Annotated in this window: 15 protein-coding genes; 5 read left to right on the top strand and 10 right to left on the bottom strand. The window is 41.2% G+C overall.

Going from position 1 to position 20,625, the window contains the following annotated elements; all coding sequences use genetic code 11:
* Positions 1 to 13 precede the first annotated feature (13 nt).
* The 9 genes from HWV58_RS05225 to HWV58_RS05185 all read right to left on the bottom strand — a co-directional run bounded on the left by HWV58_RS05225 (position 14) and on the right by HWV58_RS05185 (position 14,917).
* Positions 14 to 763, bottom strand: a complete 750-nt coding sequence (locus HWV58_RS05225; protein WP_175633066.1) for a hypothetical protein — start codon at positions 761 to 763, stop codon at positions 14 to 16.
* Positions 764 to 790: 27 nt separating this feature from the next.
* Complete coding sequence (locus HWV58_RS05220) at positions 791 to 2,314, bottom strand: RagB/SusD family nutrient uptake outer membrane protein (protein ID WP_175633065.1); 1,524 nt, start codon at positions 2,312 to 2,314, stop codon at positions 791 to 793.
* 11 nt (positions 2,315 to 2,325) lie between these two features.
* The gene (locus HWV58_RS05215) at positions 2,326 to 5,475 is read right to left on the bottom strand and encodes a SusC/RagA family TonB-linked outer membrane protein (RefSeq protein WP_235972653.1); all 3,150 of its coding nucleotides are present in this window, start codon (positions 5,473 to 5,475) and stop codon (positions 2,326 to 2,328) included.
* A gap of 21 nt (positions 5,476 to 5,496) precedes the next feature.
* Positions 5,497 to 6,585: a DUF5007 domain-containing protein gene (locus tag HWV58_RS05210; RefSeq protein WP_175633064.1), complete on the bottom strand. Its 1,089-nt coding sequence runs from the start codon at positions 6,583 to 6,585 to the stop codon at positions 5,497 to 5,499.
* Positions 6,586 to 6,621: 36 nt separating this feature from the next.
* Positions 6,622 to 7,731 (bottom strand): fasciclin domain-containing protein, encoded by a 1,110-nt coding sequence (locus HWV58_RS05205; protein ID WP_175633063.1) that lies wholly within the window; start codon positions 7,729 to 7,731, stop codon positions 6,622 to 6,624.
* A 92-nt stretch (positions 7,732 to 7,823) separates the two neighbouring features.
* The gene (locus tag HWV58_RS05200) at positions 7,824 to 9,338 is read right to left on the bottom strand and encodes a RagB/SusD family nutrient uptake outer membrane protein (RefSeq protein ID WP_235972652.1); all 1,515 of its coding nucleotides are present in this window, start codon (positions 9,336 to 9,338) and stop codon (positions 7,824 to 7,826) included.
* 31 nt (positions 9,339 to 9,369) lie between these two features.
* On the bottom strand, positions 9,370 to 12,303 hold the full coding sequence (locus HWV58_RS05195; RefSeq protein WP_175633061.1) for a SusC/RagA family TonB-linked outer membrane protein: 2,934 nt from the start codon (positions 12,301 to 12,303) through the stop codon (positions 9,370 to 9,372).
* Positions 12,304 to 12,903: 600 nt separating this feature from the next.
* Positions 12,904 to 14,439 carry a SulP family inorganic anion transporter gene (locus HWV58_RS05190; protein ID WP_175633060.1) on the bottom strand — a complete coding sequence of 512 codons (1,536 nt, stop codon included), beginning with the start codon at positions 14,437 to 14,439 and terminating at the stop codon, positions 12,904 to 12,906.
* A gap of 64 nt (positions 14,440 to 14,503) precedes the next feature.
* Positions 14,504 to 14,917: a winged helix-turn-helix transcriptional regulator gene (locus HWV58_RS05185; protein ID WP_175633059.1), complete on the bottom strand. Its 414-nt coding sequence runs from the start codon at positions 14,915 to 14,917 to the stop codon at positions 14,504 to 14,506.
* Between the two features lie 132 nt (positions 14,918 to 15,049).
* Here HWV58_RS05185 and HWV58_RS05180 point away from each other — a divergent pair, with 132 nt between their 5' ends.
* Positions 15,050 to 15,805: an SDR family oxidoreductase gene (locus HWV58_RS05180; protein WP_175633058.1), complete on the top strand. Its 756-nt coding sequence runs from the start codon at positions 15,050 to 15,052 to the stop codon at positions 15,803 to 15,805.
* Positions 15,806 to 15,875: 70 nt separating this feature from the next.
* Here the strand turns inward: HWV58_RS05180 and HWV58_RS05175 are convergent, their stop codons facing one another.
* Positions 15,876 to 16,937 carry an SDR family oxidoreductase gene (locus tag HWV58_RS05175; protein WP_175633057.1) on the bottom strand — a complete coding sequence of 354 codons (1,062 nt, stop codon included), beginning with the start codon at positions 16,935 to 16,937 and terminating at the stop codon, positions 15,876 to 15,878.
* An 85-nt stretch (positions 16,938 to 17,022) separates the two neighbouring features.
* Between HWV58_RS05175 and HWV58_RS05170 the strand changes: the two genes are divergently transcribed.
* The 4 genes from HWV58_RS05170 (at position 17,023) to HWV58_RS05155 (ending at position 20,509) form a co-directional block, all read left to right on the top strand.
* A complete protein-coding gene (locus HWV58_RS05170) occupies positions 17,023 to 17,823 on the top strand; it encodes an AraC family transcriptional regulator (protein WP_175633056.1) in 801 nt (266 codons plus the stop codon).
* 72 nt (positions 17,824 to 17,895) lie between these two features.
* Positions 17,896 to 18,420 carry a DUF2975 domain-containing protein gene (locus HWV58_RS05165; RefSeq protein WP_175633055.1) on the top strand — a complete coding sequence of 175 codons (525 nt, stop codon included), beginning with the start codon at positions 17,896 to 17,898 and terminating at the stop codon, positions 18,418 to 18,420.
* Between the two features lie 2 nt (positions 18,421 to 18,422).
* A complete protein-coding gene (locus tag HWV58_RS05160; RefSeq protein ID WP_039479388.1) occupies positions 18,423 to 18,629 on the top strand; it encodes a helix-turn-helix domain-containing protein in 207 nt (68 codons plus the stop codon).
* 149 nt (positions 18,630 to 18,778) lie between these two features.
* The gene (locus tag HWV58_RS05155) at positions 18,779 to 20,509 is read left to right on the top strand and encodes a DUF4091 domain-containing protein (protein ID WP_175633054.1); all 1,731 of its coding nucleotides are present in this window, start codon (positions 18,779 to 18,781) and stop codon (positions 20,507 to 20,509) included.
* Positions 20,510 to 20,625: the final 116 nt, after the last annotated feature.

The raw sequence follows: 20,625 nt of genomic DNA, 5'->3' as shown, positions 1-20,625 counted from the left end.
TACAACAGGCTAATTATTTGTTACTTGGTGTTAAACCGGTATTATACACGTCGTTAAAAAACTCGTAAAGGCTAAAGCCGAGGTAGGCACCCTGGTAGCGCAGGCTGTGTACCATGCCATTGGTTGGCTTAATATCTGAGGACGCGATATAACTGATGTACCAGTTGTCGTTCGGTTTCGAAATATCGGGGATATAAGAAAACACCAGCTGCCTGTAACCGATATACTTAATACCATTGGCGCTGTTATAAACCACTCCTATGTTTGATACATCATTATTGTAATCGTAATGAAGGGCACCTGGGTAAATGCTTTTTAAATCCATATCAATCTGCGGATAATCTTTTAATGCATTTACTCCCTTAAACATATAGCGTTGCAGGTATTTGCGCCAAATTAGCGGACTAATCTGATCAAGGGTTTTTACGGTATCTTTTCCAGCTTCGTAAAGCAGTTGGTTTAAGGATAATAACCTCGGGTTTTTATTCCTGTCGTTGGTATGGATATCTCCGATTGTTCTTTTAATCACATCGTCGTCGAAAGCAAAAAAGGTAAAGTTTTCTTTACTAAACTGATCTTCCATACCGGCCAGCTTAACAATTTGTGCTACGGTATCGAACGGAACTTTTTTATCTTTCAGGTATTGCAACATATTGCCCTGATAATCGGGATTGGCCCTACCGCCATCTATATAATATTCGTCACGTTTACAAGCGTTTAACAAGAGTAAAAGTGCCGCACATATCATCATTAGCTTTTTCATATCTTCTTCTTAATCTTTTTAATCAAATTAATTACCGCCGTTAACCCAGTACTCATTCAGTACCATAAAGGGGTTATTGTTTAATGCACCAGAATTTATTGGCCAGGTCCAGGCACCGCGGCTAAATTTATCAGCCGTTAATACATTATACGACCACTGGTTGCTTAAAATCCTCTTGGTACGTACCAGGTCGAAATAATGGTGACCTTCGCCAATCAGCTCTCTTGATCTTTCGTAAAAGATAAAATCTTTAAGGGCCGAACCTCCGCCACCAGTATATTTGGAAGCTTGTGCACGATCTCTAACCATATTTAGGAGTTTGATAGATTCTGCATCTTCGCCTAAGTCTGCCAGTGCTTCGGCAGCCAGTAGTATTTCGCCACCATACCTGAAAACCATAAAGGTGTTATCGGGGTTGGCATCTTCCTCTCCTGTTGAAAATGAATTTTGTGCAAACTTCAGCATCATGAACTTTCCGTTATCGGCAAAAATATCTTCGTTAAACCAGCTTGTAATCCGCTTGTCGCTACCATCCTGAAAGAGTTTCTGCATGTATTCTCCGCGGTAGTAGGCAAAACTTACACGGTGTGTATATTCTGGTCTTTTGTACGGATAGTGTAGAAACATATCGGCAATCGGCGCAATATTTGCGTTTGCATCTCCGTAGTTAATACTGCGGTAAAACTCAAATAAGCTCTCGTCTGAACGGCCTTTTACAACTGTTGCCCATTCGTTAATTGGCAATAAACGGTAAGCATTACTTGCAATAAGTTCTTTACCTAAATCGGCTGTTTCCTGATAATATTTCTGGGCATTGTTAGGATCGAAACCTGCATTCCACATGTTCATTTCCATCATTAATGCCACAATACTGCCCCTGCTTGCACGTACACCTTTTAATGATGGGTCGGTGTAAGTCCAGGCGATACTGTTTTTATAAGTTTTTAAATCGGCGATGCACTTGTTCAATACCGAAACAAAGTTTTCTCTAGGCTGTGCGGCAGAGTGAAATGCATCGGTATAGTACACCACGTTGCCATATAAGCGCACCATAGTGAAATAGCTGAGCGAGCGGATAAATGCTGCTTCGGCCTTGAACGAATTTTTCTCGGCTTCTGAAACGCCGGGAACGCCTTCATCCAATTTGGCTATTAAAATATTTGCACCCTGAATGGCCTGGTAATACGCAGTCCAATCGGTAATGCGGCTAAAGTTGTAGAAATCCCATGGCCTGCCTCCGGAAATTAAAAACAAGATGTTGTTTTTACCTAAAATTTCTACAAACTCACGTGCAGGTGCCAAATCCGACTGACTTTCGTAAAGTACTTCGCCCGAACGGTACTCGCCGGTTGCACCAACAAAGTGTGTTTCGTTGTATTTGCCAAAAACAATGCGCGATAAATTATAAATGTTGGCCACCACGTCTTCTTTTGACTGGAAGAAATTGTTTCCCGTTAATTTATCGAGAGGCTGTACATCTAAAAACTTTTTACAGGAAGGCAAACAGAAAGTTGCCGCCATAATTATAGTATAAATGATAACTTTTTTCATAATAATATTGATTAGTTGCCTGTATTAAGTTCTAAGTTTAAACCAAGGTTATAAGTACGTGGTACAGGGTAACCATTCGAAATATCGCGACCTAATGTGGTTACGTTCTCAGGGTTAGGCCCACTGTATCTAGAAAAGGTAACCAGGTTATTGGTCGAAGCGTAAATCCGCAATTGGTTAAGTCCGAATCTTCTGATCCATTTTTTATCGAACATGTACGAAAGCGTTACGTTGCTCACTTTCAAATAGCTTCCGCTTTCCTGCCAAAGGGTTTGGTCGGCACGCAAAGGCTGAATCTGATCGAACCGGGCATAATCATAAGGGTAAGGGTATTTGGCTACATCGCCTGGTGCTCTCCAGATATCCAGATCATTTAAAGGCACTACCGAAGTTTGCGAGAAAGGGTTACGCATAATGGCAATCCTATCGGCCAGGGCATTGTTTAAAATGGTACGGTCTGCAGTGTAGGTTGCATACACGTTTAAGCCCCAGTTTTTATACCTGATATTGGTTGATAAACCTCCTGTAACCAATGGTTGCGAGTTACCTGTAATTTCGTAATCGCGGCTATCTAAAATATAATCGCCGTTTACATCTTTAATAATCGGATCGCCACCTAAGAAAAACTGGCCATTGCTCTGGTATCTTTTCCCCGTAACCGGATCTACAGGCACATCGGCATCGGTGCTGTAAACACCCTGGTTAATTCTTAAATAGTTAGATAAGGTATTTCTACCCACACGGAAAACATTGTGCTGTAAATAACCCGAACCATCGAACCTGATGTACTGGCCATTATATTCGGCCGGAAGTTTTAACAATACATCGCGGTTTAATGCGCCGTTTACCGATACTGAAATATCGAGGTCTTTGCTTACTACCGGTCTAAAAGTTACCATTAGCTCGCTACCATAGTTGGCAATACCCAAATCGTTACTGGCCAGTTTGTTAAAGCCTGTCGTATTTGACAAGAACCTATCGAACAACAGGTTATCTACCTTTTTATAATAGGTATCGAAGTTTAGCGATAACCTGTCGTTAAACAAACCTAAATCGAAACCAAAGTTATACTGGGTAGTTGTGGTTGGCTTAAGGTTCGGGTTCGGAACCAGGTCGTAATTGATACCAATAGTAGGGTTATTGTTGAAGTTACCGTTAAGGTTATAAATACCATAAATGCTTTGCAGGTTTCCGGTTGGTACAATGTTTTGTCCCCAGGTTAACCTCAAACTACCATACGATAACCATTTTGAATCGACTAACCAGTTTTCCTTGTTAAAATTCCACCTTAAACCTACTGATGGGTTTTTAGAATATGGGTTCTCCAATCCGCTTGATGAGGTACCATCTAAACGGTATGAAAATTCGGCCACATATTTTTTATCGTAATCGTAAGAAAGTGATCCGGCAAACGATGCAATGGTTGCATTTCTGTAATTGCTCAATACACCACCACCTCTTGAGTTGTAGGCATCGTAACCTGTTGGACCCTGAAGCTGATCGTTAGGTAATCTTTCCTGACGGGTAATACCTGCCTGTGCCCCTTGCTTATAAATCTCGTTAAAGGTGTTTACGAAAATGTTGTGTTTTTCGCCGAAAGTTTTGGCGTAGGTAATACCATTACGGTTGTATAGCTGAAAGTTTCTGCCTACGTAATCGTATAGTTTAGCATACTGGCCATTGGCAGCAGCCGGTGTAAATGTTGATTCGGTATCGGAAGTGTAATCGTAACTTAAAGTAGAAGAAGCCGCCAAACCTGGTATAAATTCGTAACGCGCTTCTACGTTGGTACGTAAGTTCCTTGAATTGTTATCGTTTAAAGTTTGTAAAGCCGATAATACCCCACCCGATGCCTGATAGAAAGATGGAGGCGGCAATAAAGTAGAAGCCTGGCCATTGGCAGCAACACCCGATTGAAGTAAACCTACCCCATTACCTTTATTTTGCTTACCTACCGAACCGTTAATGAAACCAAAGAACCTGAATTTTTCGTTTGGTTTAAACTCCATGTTCATGTTCAGGTTGTAACGGTCGTAACCTGTATTTTTAATTACCCCTTTTTCGGTATAGTAACCTACGTTGGCCTTGTAATTAAAGGTGGGGTCGCCACCATCTAAAGCCAAGTTGTGACTCTGGTTGTAGGTGGTTTGATAAAATACGCTCTGCCAATCGGTAGAGTTGTTCCAGTATGCATTTAAACTATCGGCCAGAAAAGGTGTGTTAGAGATGGCACGGATATCATTTACGTTTTGGGCATTAAGGATAATCTGCTGGATTTTTAACGAACGCTCAGAATTTCCGCCTAATGTTTCGCGCAGTTTAGGTGGCGCATTAACGAAAGCATTGGTTACGTATCTGATACGTGGTACTTTAGAGTTACCCCTTTTGGTGGTGATGATAATTACCCCGTAAGCACCTCTCGATCCATACATCGAAGTTGCCTGGGCATCTTTCAGGATCTGGATATTCTCGATATCTTCTTGCGGGATTAAAGAAAGCGGACTCACACCCGGGCCCTGGCTCTGAAAACCAAACTCGGCAGCTTTATCAGCATCTAAAGGCACGCCATCAATAATGTACAGTGGCGATGTAGGTTGTAAGAAAGATTCGTTACCACTACCCGAAATACTTAAGCTCGAAAGACCACGCACCTGTACCGAACCCCTGAAACCAGGTGCACCGGTATTGTTCTGGATGTTTAAGCCCGGAACCTTACCCTGCAAAAGTTGTTCTACGTTTGATACCGGAATATCCTGAACTTCTTTTGCCTGAATTAAAGTGGCCGAACCTGTAGTGGTTTCTTTACTTCTTTTCTGGTAAGCAACAATAATTACCTCATCAAGCGCCTTGCGGTCTTCGCTAATGGTTACGGTAATATTAGTTGCCCCGGTTATTTTGGTTTTTGTGGTATTAAATCCTAAAAATTTAAATACAAGCGTTCCGCCAACCGGTACATTTACCGTAAACTGGCCTTTACCATTGGTTTGGGTTAAACCTTTATTGGTTTCTTCTAAAATTACCGAAACCCCCGGCACCCCTTGTTTTGTTTCTTTATCGACAACCGTACCATTCACAATGATGTATTTATCCTGCGAATAAGCACTTGTGCCAAACATTATGCATACTATAAGCAATGCATAAAAAAGTATATTTTTTCTCATAATATTAGCGCTAAATGTTGCCTACTCGTTTACAAATTTTGGGTTATCTGTTTTAAAGTGAAATACAATTTCCCAGTCGCCTGCCTTGTAAATGGCGAAATCAACACCGAAATTGGCAATGATACGCCCACCACCGAAAGCACCTCTCGAATAGCTCAGTTCTGCCTTTGCCCTCGAACCGCCAGTGGCGTACGAGGTTGGTATTTCTACCAGTGGAATTGGATAAGCTACATCGTACTGTACATACTTATCGGTTTTCTGCATGTTAAAACCATGGATCATTTTATCCCACACGGTTTCGTTAAAAAATGCAGGATTGATTTCTACCGAATCTTTATTTAAAGCTTTAATCCGCAACGAATGGCCATTACCGCCTGTAAACGGACGGATGTAAACAACCACATCTTTCAGGTCGTTATTGCTTACCAGGTTTTTATTGCTGCTGGCACCAACCACGTTGTTTAAATAAGGGCGGATATAATCCCTTAATTTTTTATCGAGTGGGAATTTAGGATCGGGAGCAGGTAAGCCTGTAAACGCATTAAAATCGTTCGACGGCTCGTAAGGGCGCTCTCTGAATGGCCTGATCTGGAAATCTTTAATTAATCGCTCGCCACCTGTATTTTTAACTTTTACATCGAAAAAACGGGTATCCTGCGAAAAATTGGTACTATCGGTTGGCCTTGGGTTAATGAGCTGATTTGTTGCCGATGCCCACAATATAAACTGCCCTGAAGAACGGATTTCCAATAAAGAATGCTCCTCCAGTTTTCTTTTGGCTTCAATTTCGGCCAGACTTTTTTCTAAACCCGTATATGGAGAAGTCCAAACGTAAGTAGGTACTTTTTTAAAGATATCGCTTACCGGCCTTCCATCTCCATACCTTGCATTTACGATTTCGAAGGTGATTGGGGCTGTTGAGTTATCGCTATTAAAGCCGCCTATTAAATTATTACGGCCAATAATCGGCTCGAGAATTTTATTACTAAAATTTACATTGTTACTTAAGTAATCTTTTTCGTCAGGCAAATTGTATAGTTTTTTACATCCGCTAAAAACAACCAGCGCAAACGCTACAAAAAGATGTTCCTTTTTTAGGATTGACTTCATAAGTTTTTCTAATTTATTTTTTCCGTACTCCATCATCTATTTCGTTTTATTAATTGTCCATTCGGCCAACTGGAATACACCACCACTTCTTAACTCGGTAATATTTACCCTGTAGTACTGGTAGGCCACAGTATTGGTACACCTGAATACTTTTTGCTGATACCTTTCTTCGAAAAAGAAGTTGGTAACGCGATGCAGTTCGGTCCAGGTTACACCATCCTGAGAGCCCTCGTATGTCCAGGCTTTCGGATCTCTTTCTACAGCATCGTTAGCTGATGTTAGCGTATAAACCGACGATACCTCTGGCGTTTTAAGCTTAAACTGCATGGTTAAAAAGCCCTGTAAATCGCATAAAAACTTGGTATGGTCATCGCCATCGATTACTTTTTTAGAGTTCTCGCCACTGGTTGGCCCACCACCATTTTCGCGGTTGGTAGAGAAAGTTCCACCCACGGTAACCATTAAGTTTGGTGGTGGCGGCACAAATGTTAAACGGGTAACAAAGCCATCAAAACCGAAAAGGTGATCGGGACTGACTACATGTACAATTCCGTTTTTAGTGCGGATATTATTAGAAGCAGTTGTACTGGTAGACCAGTTTCTGATAAACTTGCTTTTTTTGGTATTGCTGAATTCGATTACTTCGGGTCCGGCTCCTACCTGGCCCGATGCCGATCCTTTTACCGATTTGGCATGCATGGGGTAAGCAACCTTTACACTGGTTAAATTTAAACCATCCTGTAGTTTTAACGAATCGGTTGGCTTTACCCCCCTAATGATGTAGTAAGAAATCATGGTATCCAACTGTACACCATCAATATTGGCTAAAAACAAAGGATCTTTATCCGATTGCTTTCTTAGGGCATTTAAATTACGTAAAGCCAGCTGAAAACTAGGGTTCGTTACGGCAAACAAAGTCACATTACTATCGGTAAGTGTCTTTTTTAGGCCCATCCTGTCGACCGCTACAATAAGCGAATCGTATATACCAGGCTTGCTTTTTAAATATTCATATATATTCCCTGAAAACGGCGCAGTTTCACCGGCAGCTTCGTAATAGCCTCCGTTCTTTTTACAAGCCGAATACACCAGGGTGAGCAATAAAAGCATGGTTATGGCTCCCGCATATTTTACAAATTTTTTCATCTGATTATATTTTAATGGTGATGAAGCCATTATGAGCTTAAGCATTTCGCATTGCGATTTGAAAGATGATAATGGTTTCATTTCTTTATTGTTTAGCGCCAGTAAGGGTTCTGTGTTAATAAATTATTCTGCAACAAAAGCTTACGCGAAATTGGCCAGTAAATACCGCCCGAATTGATCAGGTTCATAAATTTGGCATCGTTCTGCCTGATTTTATTGTAGCGGATCAAATCGTACCAGCGTTGCCCCTCACCCAATAATTCGCGGTGCCTTTCTTCAAAAATCATTTTGATCAAATCGCCATTCGCATTAAAACTAATAGATGTGCCCGGAACTGTTCTTCGCAGAAGGATGCTCAGCAATTCATTAGCAGCGCCGGTCTGGTCGCCTAAAACTGATAGTGCTTCGGCCCTTAAAAGCACAATATCTTCTAAGCGGGTAAAAATAAGCGCACTGGTAAAGTACCTGAAGTTGGGGTCGGTACTTCCTCCCTGAATTACCTTTATTTTACTGAAAATGGGATATTTACCATTTAAATTGGTAAAATACCGGTCGTATTTCGATTGGCCTAAAGTATCCACCGCAAACCTTTCATCATTTGGCCAGTTAAAATATTTCAGAATCGAATCTTTAGGTAAATAGATATCCGGGATAGCTTTGGTAATAATCGGTTCGGCAAGTGTTAACTCTTCAAGGTGACCAGTTGATGAACCATCAATGTGACCGTAATCGGAGTTAAAGCCAAACATTTGTCTGGTGTTTTTATTGTAGAAAAAGCCATTTGAGTTAGACAGATCGGTGCTCGAAGTAAAGCCACCACCACTTTTGCCATAATTATCTTCTACAAATTTGGCATACTTGGCTACATTCGAATAATCGGCTGTCCAGGCTGCAACATGTGCTAAAACCGCATATGCTGTAACTTTAGTAGCTAAGGCACCACCCCAACGACTTCTGTCTTCGTTGTAATAATTGCTGGGTTGCTGAATGTCCCCTCCACTGTAAATGTAAGGTAAATCGGCTGCGGCCTTTAACATTTCACTTTCTACCCATGCTAAAATCTTGGCTTGGTTTTCACGTGGTTTGTTTTCAAATACCCCTTCATTTGAGGAGATAATGAAAGGCACATCACCCCAGATGCGTACCATGTAGAAATAAGCAAAAGCCCTTAAAAACTTGGCTTGAGCAATATCTACCGTCATGTTGTTATCCGAGTAACGTTTATCGGTAGCCTTTACATGAGCTACGTTTTCCATAAAAACGTTAGCGCCATTTACAATGGCATAAAACCTGGTCCAATCGGAAAGCGATTCTACTACCGGGTAAGATGCATTTAAATTGTTGCTGATAATGGCTTTCAGGTCTTGCCTCTTCGGGCTGGTAAACTCCCCAGGCCTCACGTCGCCATAAATCCAGTGGCTGTTGTTATCAGATAGTGCAGCACGTGTAAGCGCATAAACGCCCATAATACCTGCCCTTGCATCCTCTACAGTATTCCACATGTTTTTCTCGCCCACAACGCGGGTCGAATCGGTTTCCAGGGCTTTATTACAACCCGATAAAACCACTACAGCCAGCAGAAATGTGTATAATATCTTCTTCATCATTGTTGATGTTTTGTTCGTATTGCTTTCCATATTATAATTCCATTTTAACTCCCAGGGTATAGGTTCTTGGTATAGGCTGGCCATAGCCGGTATCAATACCATCGTAACTTACCAGCTCGGGGTCTTGCCCTGTATAAGGGGTAATTACAAATACATTATTAACCGATCCGTATACAAAAAACTTGTTGATTTTGATGTTCTTCTTTTTCAGTACGGTTCCTAAATCGTATCCGATTGAAACAGATCTCAGTTTCAGGAATGAAGCATTTTCCAAAAACAAGTCCTGATCGGTACGGTATGGAATTACAGTGCTCCATGGATTGTACAGCGGGTATTTGCTGTAATCGCCTCTTTTCTCCCAGAAAGTGATTTCTTTTACCGACGATACATCGGTATTGCCTTCGCGGTTTACAAAATCAAAGCGGTTAGCCATATCCTGGTTAATCAGTTTACGGCCCAGGTTGAAATAGAGGTTGGTACCTAAACTCCAGTTACCGTAAGTAAAAGCGTTATCGAAACCACCCGATAAAACCGGTAATGAGTGACCTTTTAATACTTTATCTTTTTCATCGATAATGTTGTCACCATTTTGGTCTTTCCAGCGTGGATCGCCTGCTTTTAAAGGCGTACCATTGTATTTTAAAGGTTGTCCGTTTACTACCGGCACCTGGTTGTTTGCTGTGTAAATGCCTTCATTTTCCAATAACCAATACTGATCTACCGGCTGGCCCACTTTTAAGAACCTGTTGCCAATAATAATTTCATTTAAACCTCTTGGCAATGCAGTTAATTTATTGCTGTTGTGGTTAAAATTAAGGGCCGAATTCCAGGAGAATTTGCTTTGTGCAATTACCAAAGCGCTAATGGTTAAATCTACCCCGGTATTGCTCATGTTCAGGCCACTTTCTATCGATTGCTTGTAACCATACTCAGCATACGATGGAATGCCCACCAACTGGTTTTTCTCTGCTTTGGTATAAAAATCGGCCGATACATGCAGGCGGTTTTTAAGCATCGCCACATCTACGCCGATGTTAAGCTGATCGGAGTACGACCATGGCACACTATAGCCTACCCAACCAAAAGAGTAAGGCCTGGTAAGTACACCAATTGCATTGTAGCCCGGTACCGTTAAGTTTCCGGTATAACCTACTGATGCAGTGTACTGTGGTCCCTGTGCATAATTATCGTAGGTAAAGGTTCTGCCCATTCTACCGGCACTGGCGCGTAGTACCAGATCATCAATCCCTTTGTTGTCTTTTAACAAATCGTTTTTGATGTTCCAGGCTGCAGAAAGTACAGGCGAGTAAAACCAGCGTTTGGTAGGCTGCGCGTTCGATGAACCATCAAGACGCAGGGTACCCGAAACGAAATATTTATCGTTGTACGAATAATTTACCTTACCATAAAATGATAGCAGGTTATCGGCTGTTTTATCTAAAAACCTGTAAGTAAGTTCTCTCGGAAACGCAACTGGTGTTAAATAACCACCGTTAGCGCTTCCGTTGTCATTTAATGGCTTAGAATCAAGCAGGTTAATTTTGATATAATCGTTGGCACCTTTATAAGCATAAGCATTGTTATACTTATAAATATCCCACATCATGGATTGGCCCAGCTCAAAGTGGAAATCGTGTACGTTTTTAAGGTTCAGATCGTAAGTAGCCTTATTATCCATCATTAAGCGCTGGTTAAAGCCATAATAGTTAGATGCATAGCTATTTCCCTGCAATAATGTACGGGCGTAAAAAACATCGCGGTACCCTTCGTTATAATCTACATTAAACGATGAGCTTATTTTAAATTTACCCAAAGTACCTACCAGCTTGGCAAAGCCCTGTATGCTATTGGTTTTATTATCGTCGAAACCTTTAGTGTACTCGTTCAGGTAGCTGGCGTAATAATCTTTATTGGGTGCCAGAGGTGCGCTTAGATCAGGGAAATAATTAATCTGTGCAAAACGGTCTCTTAAACTCCTGTTGCGGGTACGGTTTAAACGGTTACCGTTAATCATTGCCGAAAACAATAACCATTTAACGGGCTTCATGTTGATGTTAAACATGGCACTGTAGCGATCTAAACCTGTTCCATCGGCCACTCCCTCACTTTTAGTATTACCGAGTGAAAACCTGAAACTTGCCCTGTCAGAGCCTCCTGTTAAGCCAAGGTTGATCCCATAAACCAGTGCATTTTTATAGTATAAATCGGTCCAGTCTGATTTACCGCTGTAAACATTATTTAACGAATCGCTTAAATAAACAGGATAAGCCTCATCGTCAGAGTACCTGCCGTTTGTGGTATAGATATCGTAAAAGCGCTGTCTGAATTCGTTTTCGTACTTGCCATTGATGGTATTAACGTTTGGCTTTTGCACCATACCGATATAAGAGTTAAAGCTAATGCTGCGTGCAATGCCATCAGGCGTTTTTGATTTGAGCAGGATTACGCCGTTTACACCCCTTGGACCGTAAATGGCCGTGCTGGCTAAATCGCTTAATACTTCTACCGATGCGATATTGTTAATATCGATGGTGCTTAGCAAATTGGTAGCCGGACCAATCCTGTTAAAATCGTACTGCTGGATATCAAAAGCGAAGGGATGTTCGCCTATGAGTGGAATCCCATCCAACACCACCAAAGGTTGCGAAGAATACACATCCTTTTTGGATAAGAGCGGCATGGGGGCTCCCCTTAAAAACATATTCTGTATGCTGCCAGGTTCGCCCGATGGCTCCTGAACGTACAGACCAGCATAATTGCCCTTTAAATTTTGCTGTAATGAAATGGCAGGGAAAAGAGATAAGTTTCTGGTGTTCTTCTGTACACCGCCAGATAACTTATTGTAAAGTGTTTTTTGCTTAATCTGATTTAAGCTGTCTTTTCTCAATGAATCTTTTAAGGAAACGAACTTGATTTTCGTCGTATCCTGAAGAACAAAGTGTTTAATTGCTAAGCCTTTATGCATTTTATTAGCGCCAGCAAAAACTGGTAAAACGTTTAACGTAAACGCTGCAAAAAAGCCAAGGCACGCCCATAAGTATCGCATAGTTAATGGATCTTTAATTGGTAAAAAAAATGGATTGCTAAAACTTAATTTTTCGGAAACGGCAAGAAGGATCTCAGGTCACGAAGACTGGTAGTTTGGTAGTAAAGGTTAGTAATTCTCATATAATTAGTATTTGGTTAAATCAAATATATATAATACTAAAACGTTTTAATATTGAATTGTCATTTTTATGAAATTTTTATAAAATGACAGCATAATATTTAATTATTTTAAAATAATTGTCGAACAGACAGATAAAAAATTAAATATTGATAAAATATGTTGATATTTTAACATCCTATAAAACAGGATTTAACGAAAAACTGAGGCTCAGCGTACAATAAAACAGGCGCTTTTTAGTTACAAATTCCAGAACTAGTTAAACGTTTTAGCAAAAAGCAACATTTAAGATACGAAAGCCGTAAGCCTTTCAGCCTGTGTAAAAGATTTGATAAAACATAGCAAGTATGTTACCCTTTGAGGAAGGAAAACGGATTGGCAGCCGCAATGTAGATGGAATTATCTTTCGGTTGCCACGCGGTATGTGGGGTCTTCAACAATATTAACCTGAATAATTTTATCGGCATTTTTAAGCAGCCGTTTACAGTCATCGCTCAGGTGCATTAACTGTAACTTTTTATCAGCACCCTGGTACTTTTCAGTTAGCTTATTTAAGGCATCAATCCCCGACATATCGAAAACCCTGCTGTGCTTAAAATCTACTGTTATATTTTCAGGATCGCCGGCAATATCAAACAAGGCATTGAAATTAGACACTGAGCCAAAAAACAAAGGACCGAATAGTTCGTAATGCTTTGTACCGGTTTCATCTATATATTGGTTAGCCCTGATGCGTTTAGAACTTTCCCAGGCAAACACCAGTGCCGAAATAATTACCCCAACCAGTACAGCCAGCGCCAGGTTATGCAGCCAGATGGTAATTAATGCCACCAAAATACCGATTACAATATCCTGCTTAGGCATTTTATTAATTACCTTAAAACTCATCCACTCAAATGTACCAATGGCAACCATCATCATTACCCCCACCAAAGCAGCCATGGGCACACGGTCTATTACCGGGGCACCTATTAAAATAATAAGCAAAATGGTTAGCGCCGCAACAATGCCCGATAAGCGTGCCCTTGCCCCTGCCGAAAGGTTAACCAGGGTTTGTGCAATCATCGGGCAACCACCCATACCAGTAAAAAACCCATTTAAGATATTGGCCACGCCCTGCGCTATACTTTCGCGGTTGCGGTTTCCTTTGGTGGCTGTAATCTCATCAACCAGATTTAAGGTTAGCAACCCCTCGGTTAAGCCTACCCCTGCCATAATAAGCGAATAAGGGAAGATAATTTTAAGCATCTCGAGGTTTAAGGGCACATTGGGGATATGAAACGGAGGAAAACCACCCGCTACAGACGCAATATCCTTAACCAGTTTGGTATGGATGCCGAAACCCAGCACAATTATAAAAACAGCAATAATGGCCACCAGCGATGCCGGCACTGCTTTGGTAATTTTCGGCAGAACAATTACAATGGCAACCGTTAACAATACCAGTCCAAGCATGGTATATAAAGATGGGCCGCTTAGCCATACTTCGGTACCATTTACCAAAGTTTTAAACTGTTGCAATTGCGACATGAAAATAATTACTGCTAATCCGTTTACAAAACCGAACATTACCGGTTGAGGTACAAGCCTTACAAATTTGCCCAGCCTGAACAAGCCTACTAAAATCTGAATTACCCCTGCGAGGGCTACCGCAGCAAAAACGTATTCGATACCCTGCGTTTTCATTAAAGCAATCAGCACAATTACGGTCGCCCCTGCCCCGCCCGAAACCAAACCAGGCCGGCCACCTAAAATGGCCGTAACCAGGCCCATAATAAAAGCAGCGTACAAACCAGTTAGCGGAGGGAAGCCTGCAAGTATGGCAAACGACAATGATTCGGGAATCATGGTCATGGCAACGGTTAAGCCTGCAAGAATTTCAGTCCGGTAATTAATTTTCTTCGAAAAATCGAAAAGCTGCAGGTAGGGTTTCATAAAGGGATAAAAAGATAAGCTGCTGCAAATATCTGATTTTCCTTTAAATTAAATCAGGATGTGCTTATGGGTTGTGGATAAGTTGGTCTGGCTGTTCTTCCTCTTTAAATGCGTAACAGCTTTTATCGTGATCGGCATTGCCCGATATTGGATTTATGCGGTGCTGAAAATTACTTCCCCATATTTCTAAAGCTTTAAAAACGTCGCCCAGCTTTTTGCCCGACTCAGTAAAAGCATATTCTACCCTTGGCGGCACTACGGGATAAATGGTACGTTCTATAATCTGATCTTCTTCAAGTTCCCTCAGCTGTTGGGTAAGCATTTTTTCGGTAATGCCTGCCACACTGCGGTGAAGTTCGCCATAACGCTTAGGGCCCGATAATAAACGGTTCAAAATGGTGAGTTTCCATTTCCCCCCGATTACATTTAGGGCAGCTTCCATTGAGCAGGTATAATAGGCTTGTCTTTTCTTTGTCATATAAAATTTTGCTACAGGCATTTAAAGAAAATGAGGTCATTTCTTACAAAAAAGTACGTACCGAACTAAAAAGTACCTACTTGATGGATATTGAGATTAGCCGTCTCTTTGATCTATTAAAACATAAAGATAATGAAAAAATTAGAAGGTAAAACCGCCATCATCACCGGCGGAAATAGCGGCATAGGTTTCGCAACAGCAAAAGATTTTTTAGCTCAGGGTGCAAAAGTAATCATCACAGGCAGAAATGAGCAATCCGTAAATGAAGCAATAGCCCAGCTGGGCAACAATGCTTACGGCATAATTTCGGACAGCGCATACATGGAAGAAGTAACCAAACTGGCCGAGCAGGTAAAAACCATTACACCATCACTCGATATTGTTGTGATAAATGCCGGAGTAGGAAAGTTTGATGCCCTGGCCTCCATGACCGAAGAAACATTTGATGAAATTATGAACATCAATTTTAAAGGTGCTTATTTCAGTTTACAACAATTGTTACCATTAATCAATAACGGTGGTTCGATTATATTAAACACTTCTATAAACGCCCACATTGGTATGGCAGGTGCTACAGTTTACGCAGCCAGTAAAGCAGCGTTGCTAACCCTGGCCAAAAACCTTTCGGCCGAATTAACCGATCGCAAAATCAGGGTAAATGCCGTGAGCCCTGGTCCGGTTGTTACACCATTGCACAGCACCGATAAACTTGGTTTATCTAACGAAGATTTAAAGCAAATGGGCGACAGCCTCACCCAAAAAATTCCGGTAGGCAGGTTTGGCGATGCCGAAGAAATTGCGAAAACGATTACCTTCTTCGCTTCCGATGACTCTTCGTTTATTTTAGGATCGGAGTTGATTGTGGATGGCGGGATGTATAACCTTTAGATATACTCCATTAAAAAGCAAAGTAGCCAGCCGGTTGCTTTGCTTTTTAGTTTAAACCATTCTTCTAACCCTAAATTTCAGGAATAATTTTCTGACGCTTAAGTTCGTCAAATAAATCGAAGAACATCTTTTCAGTGTCTATATATTCATTAAAGCCAAGCCTTCTTGCTTTGGTTCCGTCAGAAAAGAAGTCGTAATCCCATGAAAAAACAAAATCGCCGAAAGCCCATGAAGATACTGTTTCGTAACTCGTATTGGCTAAACCGTAACTGGCCTGTATATCTGTCCATATTGCGGCCTTATCGGCCATCACTTGCTGTAAAGGCATTGGTAAGGGAGTAGCAGTTTCCATTTTAAAGTAGCTAGCAATTTTTGGCCAAAGGTCGTTCCATCTGATTAAATCCCCATTGGTAATGTTAAAAGCCTGGTTGGCACATGCTTCATTTGTAGCAGCCCAAATTGTAGCTTTTGCCAGTAATCCGGCATCGGTAATATCCATCAACTTATCATATGCTCCAGGTTTACCCGGAAAACGAAGGGGTATACCTAATTTTTTCGAAATTGAAGCATATACGGCTATAACCATCACGAGGTTCATGGGGTTGCCCAAAGCTGTTCCGGCAACAACAGAAGGCCTGAGTGCCGACCAGGTCCATTTTTTACCCTTTTGACGATCTGTTAAAAATTCTTGCTGTGCTACATTAAACTCAGGAGGCATGTGCCCACCATCACTTTCTTTTGCAGGTGTTTTAAATGGCCCATAGTGTGCACCATAAACTTTATAGCCTTGCATTAAACTTACGTGTTGCAGGTTATCCGCTACACTTTCGATTGCATTAACTACATTAACCAGCATGGCCATGTTTGGGGCAACAAGGCCGGCCCAATCCGACCGGTCCTGGTAAGCAGCATAAAAAATATGTGTTACCTCGCGCAGTTTACTCAATTGCTGTTTGCTTTCTGCCTCGTTCAGTAAATCAACAGCGAGGTATTGTGTTTTATTTGTGCTTAAGCCTCCTCTACGCGATAAACCAATAATATTCCAATTGTCCAAACTTTCCAAATGCTCAATCAGCTTGCTTCCAATTACCCCGTTTGCACCTACTACGAGTGCGGTTTTAATGTTTTTCATTGCTGTTTTTTTTAATACTATGCAAAGGTGAAGCATAACCCACCAGGCGCTTTTGTAAAATACTTTGATAAATTTGTATAAATCTATGATCAAGCGATACATCCAGTTTCAACCCCTTGTGGTTTCGGAGTTCGAGGCAACAGCATGGCCGCATCCTGTGCACAGGCACAACCACTATGAGCTGATTTATGTCAAATCTGGCTCAGGTATTCATTTCATTAACCATTTACCTGTTGCCTATCAATCGGGGAACCTGTTTTTAATCGGTCCTGATGATGAACACTATTTTGAGATCGATGAAAAGACACATTTTGTTTATATCAAATTTACCGATATCTACATCCATCAAAGCGAAGTTAGCCCGTTAGGGATCAGGCAATTGGAATACCTGATCAAGAGCCGGGAAACCCACCTTTCAGGTTTTAATTTCCCGGAAGAAGACCAGCAGATTGCCAGCCAGACAATTGCACTTATATTGGCATTAAAGCACAATATGCTGCAGAATGAATTGCTGATCTGGGCGCAAATCCTTACCCTATCGCATATTATGCAGCGCAACATGCCCGAAATTAAAAGCAATAGCCAGCGTACAAAAGATATACAGGCTCTTTTCTGTTACCTGCATAAGCACATTTACCAGCCTAAGCAGTTAAAAGCAAGCGCAATGGCAGCACACTTTAAGCTATCTGAAGATTATATCGGGCCATATTTTAAGCGAAACACCGGATTTACACTTCGCAGCTACATTAACGATTACCGCAAACATTTAATCGAACAGCGAATGGCCAGCGGTCGATTCGGACTAAAGCAAATTGCAGCCGAATTTGAGCTTACCGATGAAAGCCATGTTAGCAAACTGCTTCGTAAAGATGCCAAATCTAAATAATGAAATAAATTTATTGTTTATCAATAAAATATTATTGATATTTGATAGTGTTAATCAGAAATATCAATAAGCATGAAAACGCCAACCGAAAAGATCCTCAACATTATGCTGGTTTTAACCTGGATAGCCTTTATTGGTTTAATGGTAGAAGCAGGCACCCTTTTGGTTTCTTATGTAATAACTTGCATTAAACCCGAAATCACCAAAAACCTCTATCTGGGGGCAACTTTAGATAAACTCATGCAACTTGGTTTCTGGCAATACAGTATTAAGGTATATTTTATGTTTTCTTTACTCGGTATGAAAGCTTTTATTGCTTTTCTGGTGATAAAAACCTTATCAAAAGTTAACTTAGCCAATCCTTTTACGGCAGCCGTATCACAACGGATTGCTTTAATTGGTTATGTGCTGTTGGCCACCTGGTTTGTTTCACTTTTGAACCACATCCATGCCAACTGGCTATTGAAACAAATGGGTGAACCGGAGGCTGATTATGCCGCCGTTGAATTTTTATTTATTGCCGGACTGGTATTTATTATTTCGCAGATATTTAAACGTGGGGTAGAATTACAGGCCGAAAACGAACTGACTGTATAATTATGCCGATTACCGTAAACTTAGATGTGATGATGGCCAAACGAAAAATGTCGTTGAATGAACTTTCGGGAAAAGTTGATTTAACCCTGGCCAACCTGTCTATCCTTAAAACAGGAAAAGCAAAGGCTATCCGGTTCAGCACGTTAGAGGCCATTTGTAAAGCATTGGATTGCCAGCCCGGCGATTTATTGGAATATACCAGTGAGTGATATTTTAATTGCTCCATCAACCTTCCAGCCTTCAACCTCCTAACCTTCCAACCTTCTATATCCTTGCATCATCTTTGTTACATTCACACAAACGATTGCGCTAAAAATGCTTTCTACAGTATGATTTACAATTTGTTAACTTGTGGATTATGAAGTTTTCTCTATTTATTTTAACCCTATTAACCGCTGCAACGGTTAATGCACAAGATGCCAGTTTGGCGCTCCAAAAAGTACCCAAATTAAGTACAGATGCTGTTACTGCCCAATGGGCGAAAGTACCTGCCGGTTTAAACCTAAGCTTTGCAAGCAGCAACCAACGCTTTCCGCGCGAAGTGCCGCCAACAGTAAACAACAATAAAAGCTGGGCATTGAACGGCTGGAAAGGCGAAACCCTAAACACCCAAATCCTGATCTGGACAAAAGGCACCGCCCCGGTAAGCCTGAATATAAGCGACTTAAAAAGCCCTGAAGGTAATACCATCAAAAAGGAAAACCTATCAGCAGGTTTTATCAAATATGTAATTACCGACGAATTCAGAGATGGTTGCGGTTACCGGAAAGCGAAAGATTTTGATTCATCGTACGTTGCCGACCTTATCGATACCAAAACAAAAGTGCTTACGCTAACACCTAACAGTACCCAACCGGTTTGGCTCTCGATCAAAGTTCCGCAGGGGGCAAAAGCAGGTACTTATAAAGGAACCGTTAGCATTAATGGCGATAAAGCAAATAGCCTCGAAGTTTCGGTTAGGGTGGTAAACAGAACTTTAACTTCGCCAGAGCAGTGGGCTTATGATTTAGACCTTTGGCAACATCCGGCAGCAATTGCAAGGGTGCACCAGGTAAAATTATGGAGCGACGAGCATTTTGCTTTAATGAAAGATTACTATAAAATGCTGGCCAATGCGGGACAAAAAACCATTACTACCAGCATTGTAAACGAACCCTGGGGTCACCAAACTTACGATGACTACCCCAGCCTGATTAAATGGACAAAGAAAAAAGATGGCACCTGGAGTTACGATTACAGCCTGTTTGATAAATATGTAGCTTTTACCATGAGCTGCGGCATTAACCAGCGCATTAACTGCTACAGTATGGTACCCTGGAAAATTGCATTCAGCTATTTCGACGAGAGTACCAACAAAGAGGCTGTTTTTACCGAGGCCATTGGCACCCCGGGTTATAACCTTTTCTGGGGCACCATGCTTAAAGATTTTACCCGTCACCTGAAACAGAAAAACTGGTTTGGCAAAACGTATATTGCCATGGATGAAAGGCCGATGCCTGCCATGAAAAGCGTAATCAGCCTGCTAAAATCGATTGATAGCGAATGGAAAATCGCATTAGCCGGCGAATATCACCAGGAAATTGAAAAAGATATTTTTAACTACTGCATTGCTTCTAAATGGGAATACCCGGCCGAAGTATTGAAAAACCGCCATGCTGCAGGTAAAATAAGCACCTGGTATACCTGCTGTACCGAACCTTACCCAAATGCTTTTAGCTTTTCATCGCCGGCAGAGTCGGTTTGGATGGGCTGGTACACGGCCAACAAAAATATGGATGGTTACCTGCGCTGGGCCTTTAACAGCTGGACCAAAAGTCCGTTAACCGATACTCGTTTTACGGCATGGCCCGCCGGCGATACTTACCTGGTTTACCCGGGACCGTTTAGTTCGGTACGTTTCGAAAAAATGATTGAGGGTGCGCAGGATTTTGAAAAAATAAAACTGCTTAGAAAAGAATATGCAGACAAAAATCAAAGCGATAAACTGCAACAGCTTGAAAATGCTTTAAAACAGTTCGAGATCAGTAACCTGCCCAAAACAACTGCAGCAGAAACTTTATCCAAAACCAAAGAGATTTTGAATAACTAATCGCGATAAAAGAATTCCTGTTTTTTTGCCACAGATAACCACAGATCATTTATTTGAATCTGTGGTTATTCTTTTTATGAGCGATTTATTTTTTTGACTCAGTATACCAATTCATT

This window comes from Pedobacter ghigonis, assembly GCF_903166585.1.
Taxonomy (GTDB): Bacteria; Bacteroidota; Bacteroidia; order Sphingobacteriales; family Sphingobacteriaceae; genus Pedobacter; species Pedobacter ghigonis.
This window is presented reverse-complemented; position numbering and strand designations above follow the sequence as displayed.